Source organism: Bradyrhizobium sp. 2S1, assembly GCF_011516625.5.
GTDB classification, from domain to species: domain Bacteria; phylum Pseudomonadota; class Alphaproteobacteria; order Rhizobiales; family Xanthobacteraceae; genus Bradyrhizobium; species Bradyrhizobium septentrionale.
Genome location: NZ_CP147718.1, coordinates 36,666 through 54,232 on the forward strand (window position 1 = coordinate 36,666; position 17,567 = coordinate 54,232).

19 protein-coding genes are annotated in these 17,567 nt (G+C 60.5%); 8 read left to right on the forward strand and 11 right to left on the reverse strand.

Annotated features, from left to right (window positions below; all coding sequences use genetic code 11):
* Window positions 1-35: 35 nt before the first annotated feature.
* The 6 genes from HAP54_RS50825 to HAP54_RS50850 all read left to right on the forward strand — a co-directional run bounded on the left by HAP54_RS50825 (window position 36) and on the right by HAP54_RS50850 (window position 4,619).
* Window positions 36-158 carry a hypothetical protein gene (locus tag HAP54_RS50825; RefSeq protein ID WP_256375221.1) on the forward strand — a complete coding sequence of 41 codons (123 nt, stop codon included), beginning with the start codon at window positions 36-38 and terminating at the stop codon, window positions 156-158.
* 431 nt (window positions 159-589) lie between these two features.
* Window positions 590-781, forward strand: coding sequence for a hypothetical protein (locus tag HAP54_RS50830; RefSeq protein WP_166214538.1), 192 nt, complete (start codon window positions 590-592; stop codon window positions 779-781).
* A gap of 576 nt (window positions 782-1,357) precedes the next feature.
* A complete protein-coding gene (locus tag HAP54_RS50835) occupies window positions 1,358-1,708 on the forward strand; it encodes a hypothetical protein (RefSeq protein WP_176422151.1) in 351 nt (116 codons plus the stop codon).
* 168 nt (window positions 1,709-1,876) lie between these two features.
* A complete protein-coding gene (locus HAP54_RS50840) occupies window positions 1,877-3,223 on the forward strand; it encodes an IS5 family transposase (RefSeq protein ID WP_166298615.1) in 1,347 nt (448 codons plus the stop codon).
* A gap of 75 nt (window positions 3,224-3,298) precedes the next feature.
* Window positions 3,299-3,712 (forward strand): STAS-like domain-containing protein, encoded by a 414-nt coding sequence (locus HAP54_RS50845; RefSeq protein ID WP_176422150.1) that lies wholly within the window; start codon window positions 3,299-3,301, stop codon window positions 3,710-3,712.
* Window positions 3,673-4,619 (forward strand): IS630 family transposase gene (locus tag HAP54_RS50850; RefSeq protein ID WP_166293531.1). Its coding sequence is split into 2 segments (ribosomal slippage): window positions 3,673-4,012 and window positions 4,012-4,619, totalling 948 coding nucleotides; the frame shifts between segments, so codons are not numbered across the junction. The genes HAP54_RS50845 and HAP54_RS50850 overlap by 40 nt, the downstream gene beginning before the upstream one ends.
* A gap of 103 nt (window positions 4,620-4,722) precedes the next feature.
* Here the strand turns inward: HAP54_RS50850 and HAP54_RS50855 are convergent.
* Entirely contained in the window at window positions 4,723-6,057 is a 1,335-nt protein-coding gene (locus HAP54_RS50855; RefSeq protein WP_166202952.1) for an IS1182 family transposase, read from the reverse strand.
* A gap of 191 nt (window positions 6,058-6,248) precedes the next feature.
* Here HAP54_RS50855 and HAP54_RS50860 point away from each other — a divergent pair, with 191 nt between their 5' ends.
* A complete protein-coding gene (locus HAP54_RS50860; protein ID WP_156928986.1) occupies window positions 6,249-6,467 on the forward strand; it encodes a hypothetical protein in 219 nt (72 codons plus the stop codon).
* A 40-nt stretch (window positions 6,468-6,507) separates the two neighbouring features.
* On the opposite strand, the gene HAP54_RS50865 is transcribed toward HAP54_RS50860, so the two are convergent.
* From HAP54_RS50865 to HAP54_RS50880, 4 genes are all read right to left on the reverse strand, one after another.
* The gene (locus HAP54_RS50865; RefSeq protein WP_156928985.1) at window positions 6,508-7,260 is read right to left on the reverse strand and encodes a hypothetical protein; all 753 of its coding nucleotides are present in this window, start codon (window positions 7,258-7,260) and stop codon (window positions 6,508-6,510) included.
* Window positions 7,196-8,140 (reverse strand): 3-keto-5-aminohexanoate cleavage protein, encoded by a 945-nt coding sequence (locus tag HAP54_RS50870; protein WP_051346732.1) that lies wholly within the window; start codon window positions 8,138-8,140, stop codon window positions 7,196-7,198. The genes HAP54_RS50865 and HAP54_RS50870 overlap by 65 nt, the downstream gene beginning before the upstream one ends.
* Window positions 8,141-8,161: 21 nt before the next feature.
* Window positions 8,162-8,695: a cupin domain-containing protein gene (locus HAP54_RS50875; RefSeq protein WP_176422149.1), complete on the reverse strand. Its 534-nt coding sequence runs from the start codon at window positions 8,693-8,695 to the stop codon at window positions 8,162-8,164.
* A 62-nt stretch (window positions 8,696-8,757) separates the two neighbouring features.
* Window positions 8,758-9,756 (reverse strand): fumarylacetoacetate hydrolase family protein, encoded by a 999-nt coding sequence (locus HAP54_RS50880; protein WP_029084550.1) that lies wholly within the window; start codon window positions 9,754-9,756, stop codon window positions 8,758-8,760.
* A gap of 326 nt (window positions 9,757-10,082) precedes the next feature.
* On the opposite strand from HAP54_RS50880, the gene HAP54_RS50885 reads away from it, so the two are divergent.
* The gene (locus HAP54_RS50885) at window positions 10,083-10,628 is read left to right on the forward strand and encodes a TetR/AcrR family transcriptional regulator (RefSeq protein WP_224742110.1); all 546 of its coding nucleotides are present in this window, start codon (window positions 10,083-10,085) and stop codon (window positions 10,626-10,628) included.
* Window positions 10,629-10,638: 10 nt separating this feature from the next.
* On the opposite strand, the gene HAP54_RS50890 is transcribed toward HAP54_RS50885, so the two are convergent.
* The 6 genes from HAP54_RS50890 to HAP54_RS50915 all read right to left on the reverse strand — a co-directional run bounded on the left by HAP54_RS50890 (window position 10,639) and on the right by HAP54_RS50915 (window position 17,428).
* Entirely contained in the window at window positions 10,639-11,133 is a 495-nt protein-coding gene (locus tag HAP54_RS50890; RefSeq protein ID WP_176422281.1) for a PaaI family thioesterase, read from the reverse strand.
* 178 nt (window positions 11,134-11,311) lie between these two features.
* A complete protein-coding gene (locus tag HAP54_RS50895; RefSeq protein WP_248114212.1) occupies window positions 11,312-12,517 on the reverse strand; it encodes an MFS transporter in 1,206 nt (401 codons plus the stop codon).
* A gap of 92 nt (window positions 12,518-12,609) precedes the next feature.
* Window positions 12,610-13,743 carry an FAD-dependent oxidoreductase gene (locus HAP54_RS50900; RefSeq protein ID WP_176422283.1) on the reverse strand — a complete coding sequence of 378 codons (1,134 nt, stop codon included), beginning with the start codon at window positions 13,741-13,743 and terminating at the stop codon, window positions 12,610-12,612.
* Between the two features lie 92 nt (window positions 13,744-13,835).
* A complete protein-coding gene (locus HAP54_RS50905; protein WP_035978100.1) occupies window positions 13,836-15,290 on the reverse strand; it encodes an NAD-dependent succinate-semialdehyde dehydrogenase in 1,455 nt (484 codons plus the stop codon).
* A 13-nt stretch (window positions 15,291-15,303) separates the two neighbouring features.
* Window positions 15,304-16,320 (reverse strand): dihydrodipicolinate synthase family protein, encoded by a 1,017-nt coding sequence (locus tag HAP54_RS50910; RefSeq protein ID WP_166214534.1) that lies wholly within the window; start codon window positions 16,318-16,320, stop codon window positions 15,304-15,306.
* Window positions 16,321-16,429: 109 nt separating this feature from the next.
* On the reverse strand, window positions 16,430-17,428 hold the full coding sequence (locus HAP54_RS50915) for an ornithine cyclodeaminase family protein (RefSeq protein ID WP_176422284.1): 999 nt from the start codon (window positions 17,426-17,428) through the stop codon (window positions 16,430-16,432).
* Window positions 17,429-17,567 lie beyond the last annotated feature (139 nt).

The window sequence follows — 17,567 nt, forward strand, 5'->3', positions numbered from 1 at the left end:
TTCGCGCTCCCCGCCCAGCGACAAGGGAGCGTGGCATGATCGAACAACCCCATTTAGATTCATATTCAATCCCAGCACGCGTCAGTCTTGGCATCGCTATTTTCGGCGGCACTCTGCTTATCGCGGTGATGCTTACGGGTGCCTTCATCGTGCACTGAGGCCGCCTCAGTTGGCGACCTCTTTTACAATCAGACAACCGTCGCGCCGCGCGCTTTGTCCGCCAGTGAAGAGTCTACACGATGCAACGCAGCGATCAGTGGACCGAGTTAGTTTCATGCCCGAACTGTGGAATGTCAGGGGCTGCCCGTCTTTCGAAGGCCCCAAAGGGAGCCTTTGATTTTAGGGTGGAGGCCATTCCTGCGGGCTTTAAAGTGAGTCGCTTGGAATTCGGTAACACCTTCTTCTGTGGGGCATGCGATCAACCGGCGCATACCCAGATAACAAAGCAATGAGGCCCTCAGTTGCGCCACTGAGAGCGTCCCCGGCCCCGCGCTGGATGAGGCCACGGGGCCGGGAGCCAGCGGACCGGGAGAAAGGAAAACCGAAACCCCCGGTCCTATCCAATCAGAGATCAGTACGGGGACATGCCATGATCCATCGCGAAGCAGTGCCTGTCGGGCACACCTCACCCTACAAGCGCATCGAGATCGCGCACCTCGGCCGCAAGACCATCATCACAGCAGACGAGCTGGCGCTGTCCGGGGATCGCGAGCCTGACCCTGCCGCGTATCGATACGATGTTGACTTGCGCGCCTATCTCCTCAAGGCTCGGTACGGCTGACCATCGACTGCCAAACGATTGAGAGCATTACGCAAAAGGCTCTTCCGGAGGCTCCCCCGGCTTGAACGGGTGGTAGTTTGGGGGAGATGATCCCCGATCCCGCCCAACAGAGCTGTCTTAAAAAACGGGACCGGAGACCATGCCCTTGTCCGTCCCCCGCCCCGGAAAGGTTTCGGGGTGCGAACGATGCGGCTATACCCCGGCCGCACATTGGTTAGAGCGAGCCGGGACGGGGCGACGTTCGCTCAATTGGTTCGGGCGGCCCTCGGTGGCCCCCTCGCGTAAGGCCATAACCAGCCCCTGTCAGCCCGGACGACGACGCGCGTCGGCTGCGCCATGCCGAGCTCACGCTCGCCGCATAGGCCAAATTACGATTAGCCGCTTAAGCGCCGAAAATTTCCGCGAACAGCGACGGGCCGATCTCGCACCCGGCGGCGGCTTGCCGGAGCGCCGCCACCGGCGGCTAAATCAGGTCTGTCGCCAGCATGCCGCCTAGCCGCCCGGGACACGGCAATTCCTTGGCTCGCTGCGCGCCTGTCGATCTCTCCCGCGTCGCTCTACATGTTCAAAAATTGCGTGGCCGAGCTGTTCAACAACATTCAGGACCACACCCAGCTCGACATAGGCACCATCTGCGCGCAGCACTTCCCTCGGGAGTCCTTGGTTTACATATCCCTGTCGGACATGGGGCTCGGAATCCCCGGGCGGGTCCGGACCCTGCTGCCGCAGTTGTCGGACGCGCAAGCCATCATCAAGGCTACCGAGGCCGGATTCACGACCAAGACGACCCCGGGAAATCGAGGGATCGGCAGTCAAGGTAAACGGCGGAACGGTCTCGATTTACTCGCTCAACGCGATAGTCCGGTTCCCGCCGCAAGGCGGCCCGTTCATCGTTCCAAACGTCGGATTTTGCCCGGGAACAACTAGTCGCCCGTTAAGAAGCTTCCAGGCGACTGATCTGGAATCGTAATTTGGCTGGAATGACGTTCTGAGATTGCAAGGTTTTGGTGTTTTGTGCATCGGAAGCTTGCAATTTCGTTTTCGAGATTCCCTCGACGGGCGAAGCATGATTCCCTGTCCGCATCGGAGGGCACGATGCGGCCGAAGAAGCACAAAACGACGGGAGCGAACGATTTTTTCCGGGCGCGGCTCGACCAGATCATCAATCTGAAGCACGAGCTGGTCCGGCTCACCGGCAAGATCGATTGGGACTGGATCGACGGCGAGATCGCGCCGCTCTACAGCGAGAACGGCCGGCCGGGGATTGAGACCCGCTTCGTGATCGGGCTGTTGTTGCTCAAGCACATTTACGGGCTGTCCGATGAGGGGGTATGCGAACGCTGGGTCCACGACCCGTATTTCCAGTACTTCACTGGCGAAGAGTTCTTCCAGCACGCATTCCCGCACGAGCGCTCGGACCTGAGCCATTGGCGCAAGCGGCTCGGCGACAGACTGGAACTGCTATTGGCCGAGAGCCTGCGGGTGGCGCACGACGTCGGCGCGTTACGCGGCAAGGACCTTGAGCGGGTCACGGTCGACACCACGGTGCAGCCGAAGGCCATCACCTTTCCGACCGATGCCAAGCTGCTGCATGCGGCGATCCAGGGGCTCAACCGCCTAGCGAGGAAGCACGGAGTGCGGCTGCGGCAATCCTATTCTCGGATCGCCAAGGCCACCGCGATGATGGCGGGACGCTACGCCCATGCCAAACAGTTCAAGCGGCACCAGCGGCAGTTGCGCATCCTGCGCAGCCGCCTGGGCCGGATCATCCGCGACATCCGCCGCAAGATCGAAGGCCAGGATGCGCTCGAAGAGGCGTTCGCACTCCCGTTGAGCCGGGCCACGCAGATCCGCTCGCAGCAGCAGCGCCAGCGCGGCTGGAAGCTGTATTCCTTCCATGCCCCCGAGGTGGAGTGCATCGGCAAGGGCAAGGCCAGCGCGCCTTACGAGTTCGGCGTGAAGGCTTCCATCGTCACCAACAACCGGCCTGCTCCCGGCGGCCAGTTCGTGCTGCACGCCAAGGCGCTGCCCGATAACCCTTACGACGGTCACACCCTGCGGGACGTCATCGACCGAACCGAGACACTCACCGGCTGCGCGATCCAGTGCGCCTTTGTCGACAAGGGATACCGCGGCCATGACGCACAGAACCCGCGCCGCGTCTTCATCTCCGGCCAGAAGCGCGGCGTCTTCGGCACTATCAAGCGCCAGCTGCGGCGCCGCTCCGCTATCGAGCCCGTGATCGGCCATTTGAAGGCTGACGGACACCGCGGCCGCTGCTACCTCAAAGGCCGCGCCGGCGATGCCGCCAACGTCATCCTCTCCGCCGTCGGTTACAACTTCCGCCGCATCCTCGCCTGGCTAAGGGCTCTTTGGTACCTCTTCCTGGCTGCCTTCTTCTCAGTCACCAGCCACCGCACACCACTCAAATCGGCTTCTTAACCGACGACCAACTATCGACATTGTGCTCAGAACGGATACGATTGAAGCCCTTCCCGATGACCGGGAAGACCTCGAATGGTGATGGAAATGCGAGAGCGTATAGTAGTAGCTCGCACTTCGGGCCGCGCAGATACTGCCGAGCAAGGTAGCCGCCTTTACGACGCGCTGTGCAACGCGCTGGCGCGGCGCGATGTTATTGTCGAGCTGGATTTTCAGAGCATCACCACCGCAACGTCGTCGTTTGCCAACCTTGCTTTCGTGCAACTGCTCACAAGATGGCCCTTGGCGGAATTGAAGCACCGCCTGAGGGTGGTGAACTCGACGCGCCAGATCAACGAGATGATCAAATCCCGGCTAGAGCATTTTCCGACCGGAATGAATCGGGTGGGGATTCCCAAAACGGCGCGAGTCAGATTCAAGCTGCATGCTGGCGAGGGAGGCCAGCATGTATGGCCAGGGCGCTTTCGGTTGATCTTCGTCAAAGGGTGATAGCCGCGATTGACGGTGGCATGTCCTGTCGACAGGCTGCTGAGCGCTTTGGTGTCAGCGCGGCCAGTGCGATCCGCTGGCGCGGTCGCCTCAAGGAAGTTGGCGACATCGTTCCTAAACGCCAGGGCGGTGACCGCAAATCGCAGCGCATCGAAGCGCATTCGCAATTGATTCTGGAGGCAGTGACAGCGAAGCCGGATATCACGCTCGCCGAGTTGCGAGAACTGTTGAAACGTCGTGGAATATCGACTGGCATCGCGTCGCTCTGGCGTTTTTTCCAGCGCAGAAAGATCACACTTAAAAAAAGACAGCGCACGCCGCCGAGCAACGGCGCGGCGATATAAATGCCGCGCGTGAGGAGTGGTTCGAAGGGCAAATCGATCTTGACCCTGAGCGTCTCGTCTTCATCGACGAAACCAGCGCCAACACCAAAATGGCGCGGCTTTACGGCCGCTCGCCACGCGGCGAGCGATGTCGTGCAGCTATCCCACACGGACATTGGAAGACGACGACATTCACCGCTGGATTGCGCTCCGACGGTCTGATCGCGCCGCTTGTTCTGGACGGTCCAATGGATGGCGACGCTTTCCTGGCCTACGTCGAGCAATTGCTCGCCCCATCGCTGCGGCCGGGCGATACCGTTATCATGGACAACTTGCCCGCTCACAAGGTCCATGGCGTTCGAGAGGCCATCCGGGCGGTCGGAGCAAGCCTGCTCTATCTTCCGCCCTACAGTCCAGACTTCAACCCGATCGAAATGGCCTTCTCTAAACTGAAAGCCCTGTTGCGGGCCGCCGCAGCGCGCACCATGCCCGATCTCTGGCAAGCAATCGCCAACGCTCTCAAGCGCTTCTCACCCGAGGAATGCCAAAATTATCTCGTCGCGGCTGGTTACGACGCAACGTGATCGGAAAATGCTCTAGAGCGCGAGGGCAACTCGGGCAAGGCGGTCGCCTAGGAGCCCGTCCAGATATGTTTTCGTGACGGGCATTTGTTGTAGAGTAGCAGGCTCAGGCTGCGTTTGCGAGGTTGAACAGCTTGAGGAGGTTATGGACGGTGCAGATCATTGTCCACTCGGCGCGCACTTTCTCGATGCCCCGCAACAGGAACTGGCGGAAGCCTCTTGCCTGTTTGATCTGCCCGAACACCGGCTCCACCACTTGCTTTCGCAATCGGTAGGGTGTTTCGAAGCCGCCATCGTCGATCTTCTTTCGCATGGCCTGTGTCAGCGGGCCGCCGACTTTTCCGTTCGCTACTGTCGGGTGCTTGGCGCGTCCGGGCGCGACATAGCCATCGATGCTGCGTGTGTCGAGCGCTTCGAGATTGGCTTCGCTGCAGTAGCCGGAATCCGCTGAGGCCTGCCGCGGCTTGCGGCCAAGATTGCTCTCGATGGCCTCGATCAGGGGCACCAACTGGCCCTGATCGCTGCCGTGCTGGGTCAGTTCTTGCGCGACAATGATCTGGGCATGTGCATCGACGGCCGCCTGGGCATTATAGGCCTGAACGAAGCCATCCTTCGACTTCATGATGCGGCTTTCCGGATCGGTGAAGTTGCGTTGCGCCTTGGGATTGGGTTCCTCCGATGGCAGCGCCGCCGGTTTGCCCGGCTTCTTGCGGCCTTCGGCCTGGCGCTGCTGTTCCTTTTCGGCCTCGATGCGGCGCTCTTCCTCCGCCGCCAGTTTGGCGTCCGCTTCCAGCGCCGCCATCGCTTGCTGGATCTTCGCCAGCCGTTTCTGCTTGTCGACGGTCCAGTCCGGCAGTTCGTCGCTGTTGCCGAAAGTCTCATCCTCCGAGGCATCCGCCGCCTCGGCGGCCGCCAGCATGCGAGCGACCTCGGCCTTCAATTCCGCCTCGCGCTTCTTCATGCGCTCATAACTCATCGCCTTGTGTTTCGACGCGTTCGCCTTGATCTTCGTACCATCCAGCGCGACATGACCGAGCTTGACCAGCCCGGCCGTCTCGCACAACTTCAGAACCTGCACGAATAGCGCGCCGAGCGCCTTCAAATGTCGCTTGCGAAAGTCGCTGATCGTCCGAAAATCCGGCGCATCCAGCGCCACGATCATCACAAAATCGTTCCGCTCCCGGCAGGCCTTGGCAATCCGACGCGACGAATACAGCCCACTCGCATAGCTATGCAGCAGCAGCGCCACCATCATCCGCGGATCAAACGGCGGCTGCCCAAGCCCGCTCACATAGCTGCCCATGATCTCCCTGAGATCGAGGCTCTCCCGCACCAGATCAACCATAAACCGCGAGACATGGCCTTTCGGCACGAAGTCCTGCACATTCGGCGGCAGAAGCAGCGTCTGATCGATGTTCCAAGGCCGAAAATACTTGCTCATCGCCCAATGTTGAATCAGACCCGACCAGATTTGAACAGCGACTATCCAGACAAGCTCCTAGAGCGATGCGCCGCGCGCAGTCGCGGCAACACCTGTCATCCAGACCCGCCCCCCCGGTATCTCGCCGGACTGCCGGGCCCCAACGGATTGATAGTTTACCGCACGGCCGCCGCCGCGCTTTGATGGTCGGCATGGGCAGCAAATCCCGCGAACCAATCTACGGCGCGCAGGTCCGCGCCGCCGCCGAGCAAGCCGCCGAGGCTCGCTGGGTCGCCGACCGGCTGGCCTGTGAGGCATGGAACGCCCGCATGCTCGCCTTCCAAGGTCCGGCGCAGCCGTCCCTGAACGCTCATTCCATGAGCGCCTGGACGCTGATGAAACGTTTCGTGCGGAATTCGGCCGAAAGGTAGATGCGGTGATTCGCGCGGTCGTGACCCAGTTGCAGGATCACTACGTTGCGCTGACACGGCGCGCGAAAGAAATTGCCGAGATGCCTCCTGCGCAGGGCGTGAAGAGCTTCCGGAATGAAATTCCGGGAGCCATCCCGCTCCAGCAGTATTCTACAAAAACGTGCTGGAGACGTGGCTGCCGTTCCTCGAACGGGAAGGATTGTTCGGCGAGCCGCTCCCGGATGAGCAAATGGCGGACGTGTCGCAGCTCCGGGCGTGGCCCGCAGGCCAGTTCCTTGTTCGGATGGCACGCACAGCACGCGAGCCCCCCGAAACGATCCGGACGGCGGCGCACGATGTCGGCCAAGCGGTCGTTCGCGAGTGCGGAGAGCTCACATGCCGTGTCGGCGTCGAACATCTGCACGCCGGGACTCGAAAGCGACAGAATTTGCATGTCGACACCCAGCCGGTCCATTTCGGCCAGCCGATGGGTTTCGACATCGAGCAGATCCTCGCGAACCGGCCTTTTATGAAGCCGTAGTCCCTGCCGGAAGACCGGGTCGAAGAAAGTCTTGTCCAAACTCAGCGTCGGGCTTTTGCCGATATCGATCAAGAGATCGGCAATCTCGGGAATTGAAAACGCCTCCTCGACAGCGATCTTCCGAAGCTTTCCCGACATGTTTTCCTCCACTTTTCTTTTCTGAAGACCGAGATGCGCTCGCTGATATTTGCCAGCGTTTTTCGCGCGCTCAGAGATTGGCTTGGCTAATTGGTATTGTTGGGCTGCGATCTGGACCGGCGCCAGAACGGTCATAATTGTTGCTGCCGAGCAGGAGCTTCCTTGCCTCATCGGGTGAAGCCGGCCTCGATCCCTGGCGGGTCACGATCCGGGCCGCCTCCTCGACGAGCTCGGCATTGCTGGAGGCAAGCTTTCCTTTGGCGATGTAGAGATTGTCCTCCAGGCCAACCCGCACATGCCCTCCAAGCTCGCACGCGGCCGCCGCGATCTTGAACTGGTCGTGCGCAACGCCGAACGCGCTCCAGAGCGCGCCGGGCGGAAGCATGTCCCGCATCAACTGAAGGACATTCAACTCGGCTGGAGCGCCCCAGGAAACGCCGAGGCAGAACTGGAAGAATGCCGGAGCCCTCAGCACGCCCAGTTCCAGCAAGTGCTTGGCCAGCCGGATGTGCCCGAGATCGAACACTTCGATTTCCGGCTTGATGCCGGCATCGGAGATGGTCCGCCCCATGAACTCGAGATCGTTCACGAGATTCACCATTGCGATCCTGCCGAAATTGAGCGTCGCAACGTCGAGACTGCAGATTTCCGGCTTGAGCCTGAGTATGTGATCGAGCCGCTGCTGCGGCGTCATGGGGGGATTTACCCCTGGCGCCGGCTGAAGCAGCAGGCCGTCCGCGGCATATAAAGAACCGGGTCCACTCGTCAGGTTGACGACCACGTCGGTCGATGATGCCCGGATACGTTCCACGACCTCGGCATACAATCCGAATTCGACGGATGGCGCGCCCGTCGACGGTTCTCTGACGTGAATATGCACTACGGCGGCACCAGCCTTGGCGGCCTCGATCGCCTGATCGGCGATCTGCCTTGGCGTGACGGGGACAGCCGGACTCTTGCCCGTCGTATCTCCCGCACCGGTCAATGCGCAGGTGATGATGGTCGGATTGGACATCGCTGTCGACCCCGCGTGATACTATTTGTGGTCAGCGTCGATTAGGACGAATGCAACCCTGCAGATTCGGTCGGAGCGGTTCGACCATGCATGATTGGAGCCCCGCTGAATCAGGACATCGCCGGGCCGCATCAGCGTCTCGCCCTCATCGAGCAGCGCCCAAATTTCTCCCTCCAGCACAATCGCGTAGTCCAGCGTGTGCGTCTTATGGAAGAAGAAATGCCGGGCTTTGGTGTCGAACGCTTCGGGGCTGCCGATACCCTTCCTGAACTTGTCGAGCTCTTCCTGCGAATAGAGGTGGTCGGGGGGAAATTCGGCGATGCGCAGGACGTTGCCGCCTTGCGGCGGCTCAATGGACAGCTTGCGATCCGCAGCAGCCGTCTCTTGCTGATGCACGATATCCGCAGGCGTCTTGTCTGCAACCCAGAGGACGGTTCCTGCCAGGCCGGGCGTACCCGGCACGACGTGAACATTCGGCGCCGGGTCATCCGAGAGAATGACAGACCGACCGTCAGCGCGATGCCCGGTTACTATGCGACGCACAGGTTTGGCCATGATCGAATCTCAAAAGGGAAAAAGGGCAAGCAAAGAGGTGCGCCTCAGGCCTGAGCGATGAGCTACCAGAACTTCTTGCGCTTCTCGGGCCACCAGCGCTTTTCTTCGGGCGGACCGATCTTGTTGCGGAGCGTCCCTATCCGGGAGACTTCAAGCTCCAGGACGTCGCCAACCTCAAGCTTCCGGCCGATCTCCAGACCGGAACCGTTGCCGACTGTGCCGGAGCCAATCAAATCGCCCGGCTGCACGAACTCCGAAATCGAGATATAGGCCAGCAACTCGCCGGGGCTCCAAACGGTCTCCGCGCTGTTGCCACGCGAGCATTCCTTGCCGTTGATCCGAACCGCCATCTCGAGATCGTCGAGACGACCGATCTCGTCCATCGTCACGATCCACGGGCCGATTCCGAAAGCGCAATCCTTGCCCTTCCCCGGCCCCATACCGATCTTGAGTTCGATTTTCTGGATGTCGCGCGCGCTAAAATCGTTGAAGATCGTGACGCCAAACAGTGCTTGTCGCGCTTCTTCGGGCGTCCGATTGTGGCAGACACGGCCGACGATATAGCCCAGCTCCAATTCGTAATCGAAGTGGTCCGTGTAGAACGGCTTCGGAACTTCGGCATCGTGTCCGACGGCGGTGAACGGCGTGCCCTTGAAGTAGCCGGGAATCTCAAGCAACGATTCGGCCGGCTCCACTCCGACGCGTTCGTGGAACTGCTTGATGTGCTTCACGAAGGTGAGACCGTCACGAATGACAGGGGGATCGACGGCACTCAGCCAATTGACGGCTGAAATGGCGGTGGCGGCATCATCGCCGCGGGCCTCCGCGGCCTCATGCGCGGTCTCGAGGAAGGCATCGCCGAGGCCGATTGCCGCGGCCATGCTCGCAGGGAAAATCGCTGACGCCAGCCGCTGCGCTGCTTCTTGCGTGGCGCCCTTCGCCTGACGCCGCAGGATTTCCGCCGTTGCGAGATCGACGACCCTGCTCTTCGCGGGCTCTGCCGCCACGAGCCGGGTTACCGGTCCGAACGGAGTTCCGACCGAAATTCGTCCGAGCTTCACGTTCGCCTCCCTCATTTATTATACGATCCGTTTCGTATCGTTTATAGACGTGACTGTCAAGCTTCCTTCTGATCAGGACACCGCCGAATCACGCGAACACGTTTGTCGAAATGCGCGGTGCCGTGCTACTGGAACGGAACGGTCTCGGAGTCCCTGATTTTGAAACGCTAACACTGGCTATGGCATCAACCACCCAAGCAAGGCGCGCATCCAAGGGAGCTGCCACCGGCAGACAAATGAGCCCTGAAGATACCGACACATCGGATACGAGGTCGATCGGAAGACCTCGCGATCTTGAGTCCAGGCGGTCGATATTGTCGGCAACGATGGACCTGCTCCAATCCGTCTCCGTCGCCGATCTCGCGATCGAGGCTGTTGCTCGCGAGGCAGGGGTCTCAAAGGCAACGATCTATCGTTGGTGGAATAGCAAAGGCGCGCTGGTTATCGATGCGTTCATGGAGTCCCACTTCAGCAATACTCCGATGCCGACTGCCGTTGATCCGCGCACGGCACTCAAGCGGCACCTCACCTCCCTCGCCCAATATTTCGGCGGCCGGGCTGGAAAACTCGTTGTGCAGATCCTCTGTGAAGGTCATGACAGAAACGAGCTGCTCGCCGAGTTCAACGAACGGTTCGCAAAAAACCGGCGACGCCTTGTTCAGGAGACTTTCGAGCGAGGACAAAAGGAAGGATTGTTCAGGTCCGACGCCGACCCTGCATGGGCCGTCGAAATGTTATACGCGCCGATTTATCGTCGCCTCATTTTCGGCGAGCCCCTCGATGCGGAGTTCATCCGGCTTCTTTGCGGGGGCGTTGACCTGCTTTCGACCGATGCAAGAGCGAAGATCTCCCGGCCGAAGCCCAAAAGATAGATCGCATGCCTTACACCGCCGCGCGACCTTCCGCGCCGTCGGAAGAATCGTGAGCCCGGTTACGGCGAGGCGCGACGATCGCAAGCGAGGAAACCGCAGTGGCCACGAGCTTGTCCTCGCGATCCAGAAGCTGCGCGCGCGCGAACACAACACTCTTTCCGCAGCGCTCGATCTCGGCAACCGCTCTGTAGTGACCGGGCCTTGCGGACCTGATGCAGGAAATGTTCATGTTTATCGTCGCGACGGAAAGCCCGTCGGGAATCGCTAGTAACGCCGCATAAGCCATGGCGGAATCGAGCATCGTTGCGACCGCGCCTCCGTGGACGACGTCCTCGGCCTGCACAAAGTGCTCACCAACCGCAAATGACAGCTCGATGCGCGGTGCAATTGCGTCGATTTTTTCGATCCTGGTCCCCAGCGCTTCGGCAAGAGGACTCGTTTTGATCGAAACCGGGAGTTTCTCTCCAGACTGATACTGACGCAGAGGCAGTTGGTCGAGGTTCATTGTCCATATCCAGGCGGTTATCTTGCTACTCCGGCGGCGAGCCGCCGCTCGAATGCTGGAGTCGGGAGATGGTGCCCTCGTATGCGGGACCGGGATTCTGTCCGGTCCCGCAGCGTCGCTAGGCGCCAAGTCGTTTTGGCGCCGCATGACTTAGCTTGGCTTTACCCTTCCGGGCGCCCTACTTTGCTTCAGCCAATTCGAGCTTGATGCTTCCGCCCAGCGTCGTCAGGCCGTAGACGAGAGCGATAAGCGCCGCCACGCCGGCCGCCCAGCCCAGCACGCCGATGGCAGCCCCAAGCCCGCCTGTTCCTGCAGCGAGGACGCCAGCAATAATTGGGCTGAAGAACTGGCCAATGTAAAACGCGCCTGCGAACCCACCAGACCCTAGCCCCCGTTGTTCGAAAGGAAGCGCGGACATGATCCACGTCAAATGGAGCGGGATAACCAGGCCTCCACCGACGCACGCGATGAACGCCCCAACAACCGTAATCTCCGGAGTCGTAGCCGCCGCAACCATCGCGAAGCCACCTGCGAACAACGCCAGGCCGCAGGTCAGCAAACGCATCACGGGTTGACGCGCGAAAGCCTGGAAAAGGAACGACCCGAGTGGCACGCCGAGGTTGGCGATTGCGCTCGCGATTCCGATGCTTTCGGGAGTCGTAAGTCCACGAGAATTGAGAACGAAGCTGAGCTGAACCGGCACCACATAGAAGGCGATGGACGCGAGCATTGTCATCAGCCACAGCGGCGCGATCTGCTTCCAGGGGAACGGCCCCGATTGCCCGGCATTTTCGGTAAACTTGTCAACTGGGTTGGCCGGCTCCCACAGGAAGAAGAAGAACAGCGGCAACATCACGATCATGAAGCCGTAGACGAGAAACGGTGTGTGCCAACCCCACGCCAGCCCGCCCAAGGCGCCGCCCAGGCCGAACGCGAACACCGCGATCACAGATGCGGAACCGAACTGAAACGCCAGCCATCGCTCACGCGCCCGCCCGGAGAAGTAATCCACCGTCAGGACGGTAGCGACCGCGGTCAATATCGCCTCCGTAGCACCGACGATCATTCGGCTGGCGATGATGTGATAGATATCGGTAAGCCAAAACGGCGCGCATCCCGCGATTGCGTAAACGACAATGGCTGCCATCAGGCAGTTCTTGCGCCCGAAACGTCTCACCAAAACTCCGACAAAGGGGGAAAGCAGCGCAATTATCACGGCGGGCCCGGCAAGCACCGTCGTAACCAACACTTGCGCATTCGGGTGATGCGCGAAATCCTTCATCATGAACGGCAGAACCGGTGATAACAGAACCACTCCGAATACGGTCATCCATGGAGCTGTGGTCAAAATCCACCCCTGCAACGACCCCGCTTGTCTCGTCATGCATTCCTCCCCTGGTTATCTTTGATAGTAAGTGATCAGCTTGCGTTCGACTGGCAGATGCAGGCCGCCATCTGGCTGTGCCCTTTCCTGGCTCAGACAGGCGCGGCCAGAAACGCGTAGCCTTCGCGAAGAAGGCCCATCGAATAATCCCGACCATGCTCCGGTTTGCGCTCTTCCTGGCAAATGGCGTATGCGATGTCGTATACGCGCCTGGCCCTTTCCTCACGCCGACGGGAATAGGTCGCGAGCGCCGTCTCCAGATCGTCGTTCCGATCCAGTTCCTGAGAGAGGACCAGCGCATCCTCGATCGCCATGCCGCCGCCGGACGTCATTTGCGGCGTCAGCGAATGGGCCGCATCGCCCAGCAGCACGACACGGCCACGGTGCCAGGGAGCCGGCATCATCAAGACATCGAATGGGCGGTAGCTGATGTGCTTGTCCTCGCCGACCATGTTGGCAGCCGCGACCAGTTCGGGCGCCGTAAAGGGGGCGAGCAGGTTACGGAGATAATCGCATACCTGATCTTGCGGGATGCGAAGCTTTTCATCCGTGCTTTCCAGGAAGAACAGATAGCACAGTTCCTTCGACAGCGGCAGCGAGCCCACCATTCGACCCGTCGGATGGCGATACAGGACGAAGCCATTCATGGCCTCGGTACGGGAGACCGTGTAACGCCACACCCCTTGGCCGGCATAATGCGGCTTGAACTCTTCGCCGAAGATTTTCTGGCGGACCTTGGAATAAACGCCATCCGCGGCAATCAGCAGATCGGCGCGATCTGTCTCGCCGTTCGACAGATGCACCGTCACCCCTTCATTGTCCTGATCAATCTGGGTGACCGTTGTATTGAAGTCGATCTTCGCGCCGCTCTTCGTCGCAAAGTCCTCCAGGGTCTGTCCCAAAAGCGGCCGCATGATCCCCAGTGCGGCTGGACGATTGGGGTCCCAAATTCTTGGCGAGGACTGCTCGCTCAGGATCGTTCCCGCACCATCGCGCACCGACACGATGTCCCAACCATGGCCGGCTTCGAGGCAGGCATCCACCAATCCCAATTCGGCGAGTGCCCTCAAGGCGTTCCCAAGCAGCGTAATGCCGGTGCCGATCCGGTCACGCCTGTCTCCCATTTCAATGACTCTGGTGGATACGCCTATCCGTTGGAGCGCATGGGCGACCGTCAAACCGCCAATTCCGCCGCCGACGACGAAAACCTTCTTCACCGCGCCCATGTTTCCTCCTCCCACTCGTCGTATTTTGCTTTTTCGTGGCGGTCGCGCGTCCTACGCGGGCCGCCCAATGATCAGCACCTCCTCATCGCCGGCTACAGCGAGACCGCGATGTACTTGGTTTCAAGATACTCCTTGATGCCTTCGGTGGAGCCTTCGCGACCCAGACCGCTTGCCTTGCTGCCACCGAAGGGCGCCGCCGGATCGGACGCCAGCCCCCTGTTCAGCGCGACCATGCCGCTCTGCATTTGCCCCGACAGGCGCAAACCGCGCTTCAGATCCTCAGTGTAGACATAGGAAATCAGCCCGAACTCGGTGTCGTTGGCCAGCTTCACAGCGCGCGCCTCATCGTCGAAGGGAACGATAGGCGCTACCGGGCCGAAGATCTCGTTCTTGAGGATTTCGGCATCCTCCGGCACATCGGCAAGCACGGTGGGTGCATAGAAATGACCCGGCCGATTGAGCCGGCGCCCGCCGGTGACGACGCGCGCGCCGCGCGCGACAGCATCCCGCACAAGCTCGTCGATCTTGATCACGGCTGCGGCGTTCACCATGGGGCCGAGCTGGGTATCCTCGTCCACGCCGTCGCCGATCCTGAGCGCCGCCATGCGTTTGGCCAGCCCTTCAGTGAAGTCTCCGTAGAGATTGCGCGCGACGTAGAATCTGTTCGCAGCGGTGCACGCTTCTCCGCCGTTACGCATCTTCGCTACCATCGCGCCATCGAGCGCGTCATCGAGATTGGCGTCATGGCACACCAGAAACGGCGCGTTGCCCCCAAGCTCCATCGATGTGGTGAGCACCTGGTCGGCGGCCTCTTTCAGGAGAACACGCCCGACTTCGGTCGAGCCGGTGAACGACACCGTCCGCACGCGCGGGTCGTGCAACATGGCGCCGACCGACTTGCCCGATTGGGAGGTTACGATCACATTGATCGCGCCTTTTGGAACACCCGCCTTGAGCATGATTTCAGCGACGGCCAGTGCGGTGAGCGGAGTTTCCGTTGCAGGTTTGAGTACACAGGTGCAGCCGGCGGCGAGCGCCGGCGCCATCTTGCGCGTCGCCATGGCTGCGGGGAAATTCCACGGCGTCACCAGCACCGCGATGCCGACAGGCTCGTAGGACACGAGAATGTGGTTCTGCCCTGAGGGCGCCAGGCCCATCTCGCCCATGATCCGGGGTGTTTCCTCGGCATACCAACGGAAGAACTCGGCCGCATAACGCACCTCGCCCAACGCGTCCGGATACGCTTTGCCGTTTTCCAGCGAGATGAGCCGGGCCAGCTGCTTTTCCTCTTCGATCATCAGTTCGAAGCATTTGCGCAGGATCTCGGCCCGCTGTCGCGGCGAGGTGGCGGCCCATCCCGGCGCGGCGGCAGCGGCGGCATCCACTGCGGCCAGCGCATCGGCCACGCTGCCGTTTGCCACTTCAGCGATCACTTCATCGTTCGAGGGGTTTCGGACCTCGATCGTGGCTCCGGTTTCGCCGTCGCGCCAATCCCCGATCAAGATCCGATGGCGTCCTGACTGATATTTTTCGGCAATCGCGACCATTTCATTCACTCGGTCAGGCAACGTTGCGGCCGATGAAGAACTCATGAAACGGATCTTCGCTCGGATTGAGACCGGAGGCTCTCTGCGCGTTACGAAGCGCCATCATGTGGTTCTCGTGCATCCGCGGCGTCGGCGCGCGCAGCGGGCCACCATTGTAGCCCTGCAGCCAGCCCTGGAATTTCCACTGCATGCGGTTCAACATGAAGGCGCCCGTCATCGCTTGAGTCATCTGGTTCTTGACCTTGCGGGCGGGATGCATCCGCCAATAGATTTCCGTCGCTTCGTCAAACTTTCCTTCGCGCAGGAGCTTCATCACCTGCGGAATCAGCGGACCCCAGAATTCATGGTCCGAGGTCGCCGATAGCTGGATCGGGAAGAGCTGCGAAAGAGGAATCAGGTCCCATTCGAGCGGCATCGAGATCACGACCTCTTGGCTGAAGAGCCGGTGGCATTCGATCACACTCATGATCGAGGGATGGCCGCCCTCCGCCTTGATCGCACCGATATTCGGACAATTATCCAACATGCGCCGGATCAGGCTTGACGAGATGTCCGCCGGATGCAGCCGGGAAAACCCCCAGATCGCCATCGGAAACAACAGAACGCCGAGGTTCGTCGCATCGCAAAACGCCTTGGTGTACTCGTAGACTTCCTCCTCGGACTGCGGATAGAAATTCGCAGGGTAGGTCAGGAGTACATAGTCAGCCCCTGCCCGTTCAGCGCGCTGCACCGCCTCGATGTTCTGCTCCAGCGTGTTCCAGCTCGCATGATGCATGACGTAGAAGTCCTTGCCGGCCTCCTCCTTCATGATGCGGACGAAATCGATATACTCGGGCAGCGTGATGTTCACTTCGCCGATGGCGAGCGATCCCACGAAGCCGTGCTTCTTGGCGAGCGCGACATCGTGACGGATGGCCTTTTCATTGATGCCGGCGAGATCCCCGGTGAAGGAAGGGATCGTGCAATTCACCGCACCGACCATCCTTTCGCGCGTCCAGGCGCGCGTCTCGTTCTTCGTATAGGCCGCCATCTTGTTTCCTCCCTCTGCGTATCGCGCTCAAGACGCTTTCGCTTTTTTCTCTCGGGGCCATTGAAACGTTCTCGAACCCAGAGCCGCGTCGATTTTTTCCTCAGGTGCTCTAGATCGTCTTCCTGTAGAATTCGATCGGCAGCGGCACGAGTCGGCGCGCTTTGCTCGCAAGCTCATAGGCAAGCTCGGCGCAGACGATGTCCTGAATGCCAGCGCCGACGCTCTTGAACATCGGCATGCGCGCATTCCGCACCTTGTCCTCGATCTTTCCGCACAACAGATCGTTGAGCGATACGCATTTGTGTTCGAAGCCGATGCCGGCTTTTTTTGCTGCGATCATGTCACCGGTTTCATGCATGACCTCGTCGAGGACGTCGCATACGATCAGGTCGCAACGCTCGACCACGGTGGTATCGATCTCGCGCTGTTCCGGAACAGTGGACCCGACCGAAACCACGGAGCGACAGTTCTCCAGCCAGTCACCGTAGAGAATCGGCGACTCGTCGCGCGACCGCGCTGCCGCCACAACCACAGTCGCCGGCCTCACCGCATCCTCGGGCGTCTCCGTCGCCACGCATTTGACGCCGGTATCCGCCTCGAATGTCTTTGCAAAGCGCGCCCTGCTTGCTGGCGTCGGGCTGAAGATGCGTAGCTCGCGGATTTTGCGGATAGCATGGATCGCGCGGGCATGAGCCACCGCTTCCTGGCCGCTGCCAATCACGCCAACAACCAATTCTTCCTTCGGCGCGAGCACATCGAGTGCGGCCGCCGAAGTGGAAGCGGTACGGAAGCTGGTTATGAACGCCCCATCAACAAGCGCGCGAAGTTCGCCGGTTTCCTGCTCGAACAACGGAATTAGATAATTGATCGCCGGCTTCGGCCCCATGCCGAACAGTTTGCCCCCCATGAAGCGGGCGCCGGGCGGGATCGCCGTCAGACTTCTCAGCCACATCCGACCGTTGCGCGCCACCGTGCGAAGCGGACTGACCATCGGCCCGTGCGGAACGGAGTAGGCCCGGGACAGGCTTTCGATCACCTGCTTCCAATCCAGGATTTCCGATACCGCTAATGCCGACACGAAACTAACCGCCGCATTTGATGCAGTCACAGGTGCAACCCTCGCTTAACCCAACATCAACCAATACCGATCAATATTCGACCAATTTGCGAAAGTCAATCAACCAATCGACCGACCGACCGACCGACCGAAATGTCGGCCGAACACAGCGATAGGTTGACCCACAGCG

Excerpts from the sequence above, each read along its gene's own strand:
- HAP54_RS50825 (WP_256375221.1), top strand. The coding sequence starts at position 36 with ATGATCGAACAACCCCATTTAGATTCATATTCAATCCCAGCACGCGTC.
- HAP54_RS50830 (WP_166214538.1), top strand. The coding sequence starts at position 590 with ATGATCCATCGCGAAGCAGTGCCTGTCGGGCACACCTCACCCTACAAG.
- HAP54_RS50840 (WP_166298615.1), top strand. The coding sequence starts at position 1,877 with ATGCGGCCGAAGAAGCACAAAACGACGGGAGCGAACGATTTTTTCCGG.
- HAP54_RS50845 (WP_176422150.1), top strand. The coding sequence starts at position 3,299 with ATGGTGATGGAAATGCGAGAGCGTATAGTAGTAGCTCGCACTTCGGGC.
- HAP54_RS50855 (WP_166202952.1), bottom strand. The coding sequence starts at position 6,057 with ATGAGCAAGTATTTTCGGCCTTGGAACATCGATCAGACGCTGCTTCTG.
- HAP54_RS50860 (WP_156928986.1), top strand. The coding sequence starts at position 6,249 with ATGGGCAGCAAATCCCGCGAACCAATCTACGGCGCGCAGGTCCGCGCC.
- HAP54_RS50865 (WP_156928985.1), bottom strand. The coding sequence starts at position 7,260 with ATGACCGTTCTGGCGCCGGTCCAGATCGCAGCCCAACAATACCAATTA.
- HAP54_RS50870 (WP_051346732.1), bottom strand. The coding sequence starts at position 8,140 with ATGTCCAATCCGACCATCATCACCTGCGCATTGACCGGTGCGGGAGAT.
- HAP54_RS50875 (WP_176422149.1), bottom strand. The coding sequence starts at position 8,695 with ATGGCCAAACCTGTGCGTCGCATAGTAACCGGGCATCGCGCTGACGGT.
- HAP54_RS50885 (WP_224742110.1), top strand. The coding sequence starts at position 10,083 with ATGGACCTGCTCCAATCCGTCTCCGTCGCCGATCTCGCGATCGAGGCT.
- HAP54_RS50890 (WP_176422281.1), bottom strand. The coding sequence starts at position 11,133 with ATGAACCTCGACCAACTGCCTCTGCGTCAGTATCAGTCTGGAGAGAAA.
- HAP54_RS50895 (WP_248114212.1), bottom strand. The coding sequence starts at position 12,517 with ATGACGAGACAAGCGGGGTCGTTGCAGGGGTGGATTTTGACCACAGCT.
- HAP54_RS50900 (WP_176422283.1), bottom strand. The coding sequence starts at position 13,743 with ATGGGCGCGGTGAAGAAGGTTTTCGTCGTCGGCGGCGGAATTGGCGGT.
- HAP54_RS50905 (WP_035978100.1), bottom strand. The coding sequence starts at position 15,290 with ATGGTCGCGATTGCCGAAAAATATCAGTCAGGACGCCATCGGATCTTG.
- HAP54_RS50910 (WP_166214534.1), bottom strand. The coding sequence starts at position 16,320 with ATGGCGGCCTATACGAAGAACGAGACGCGCGCCTGGACGCGCGAAAGG.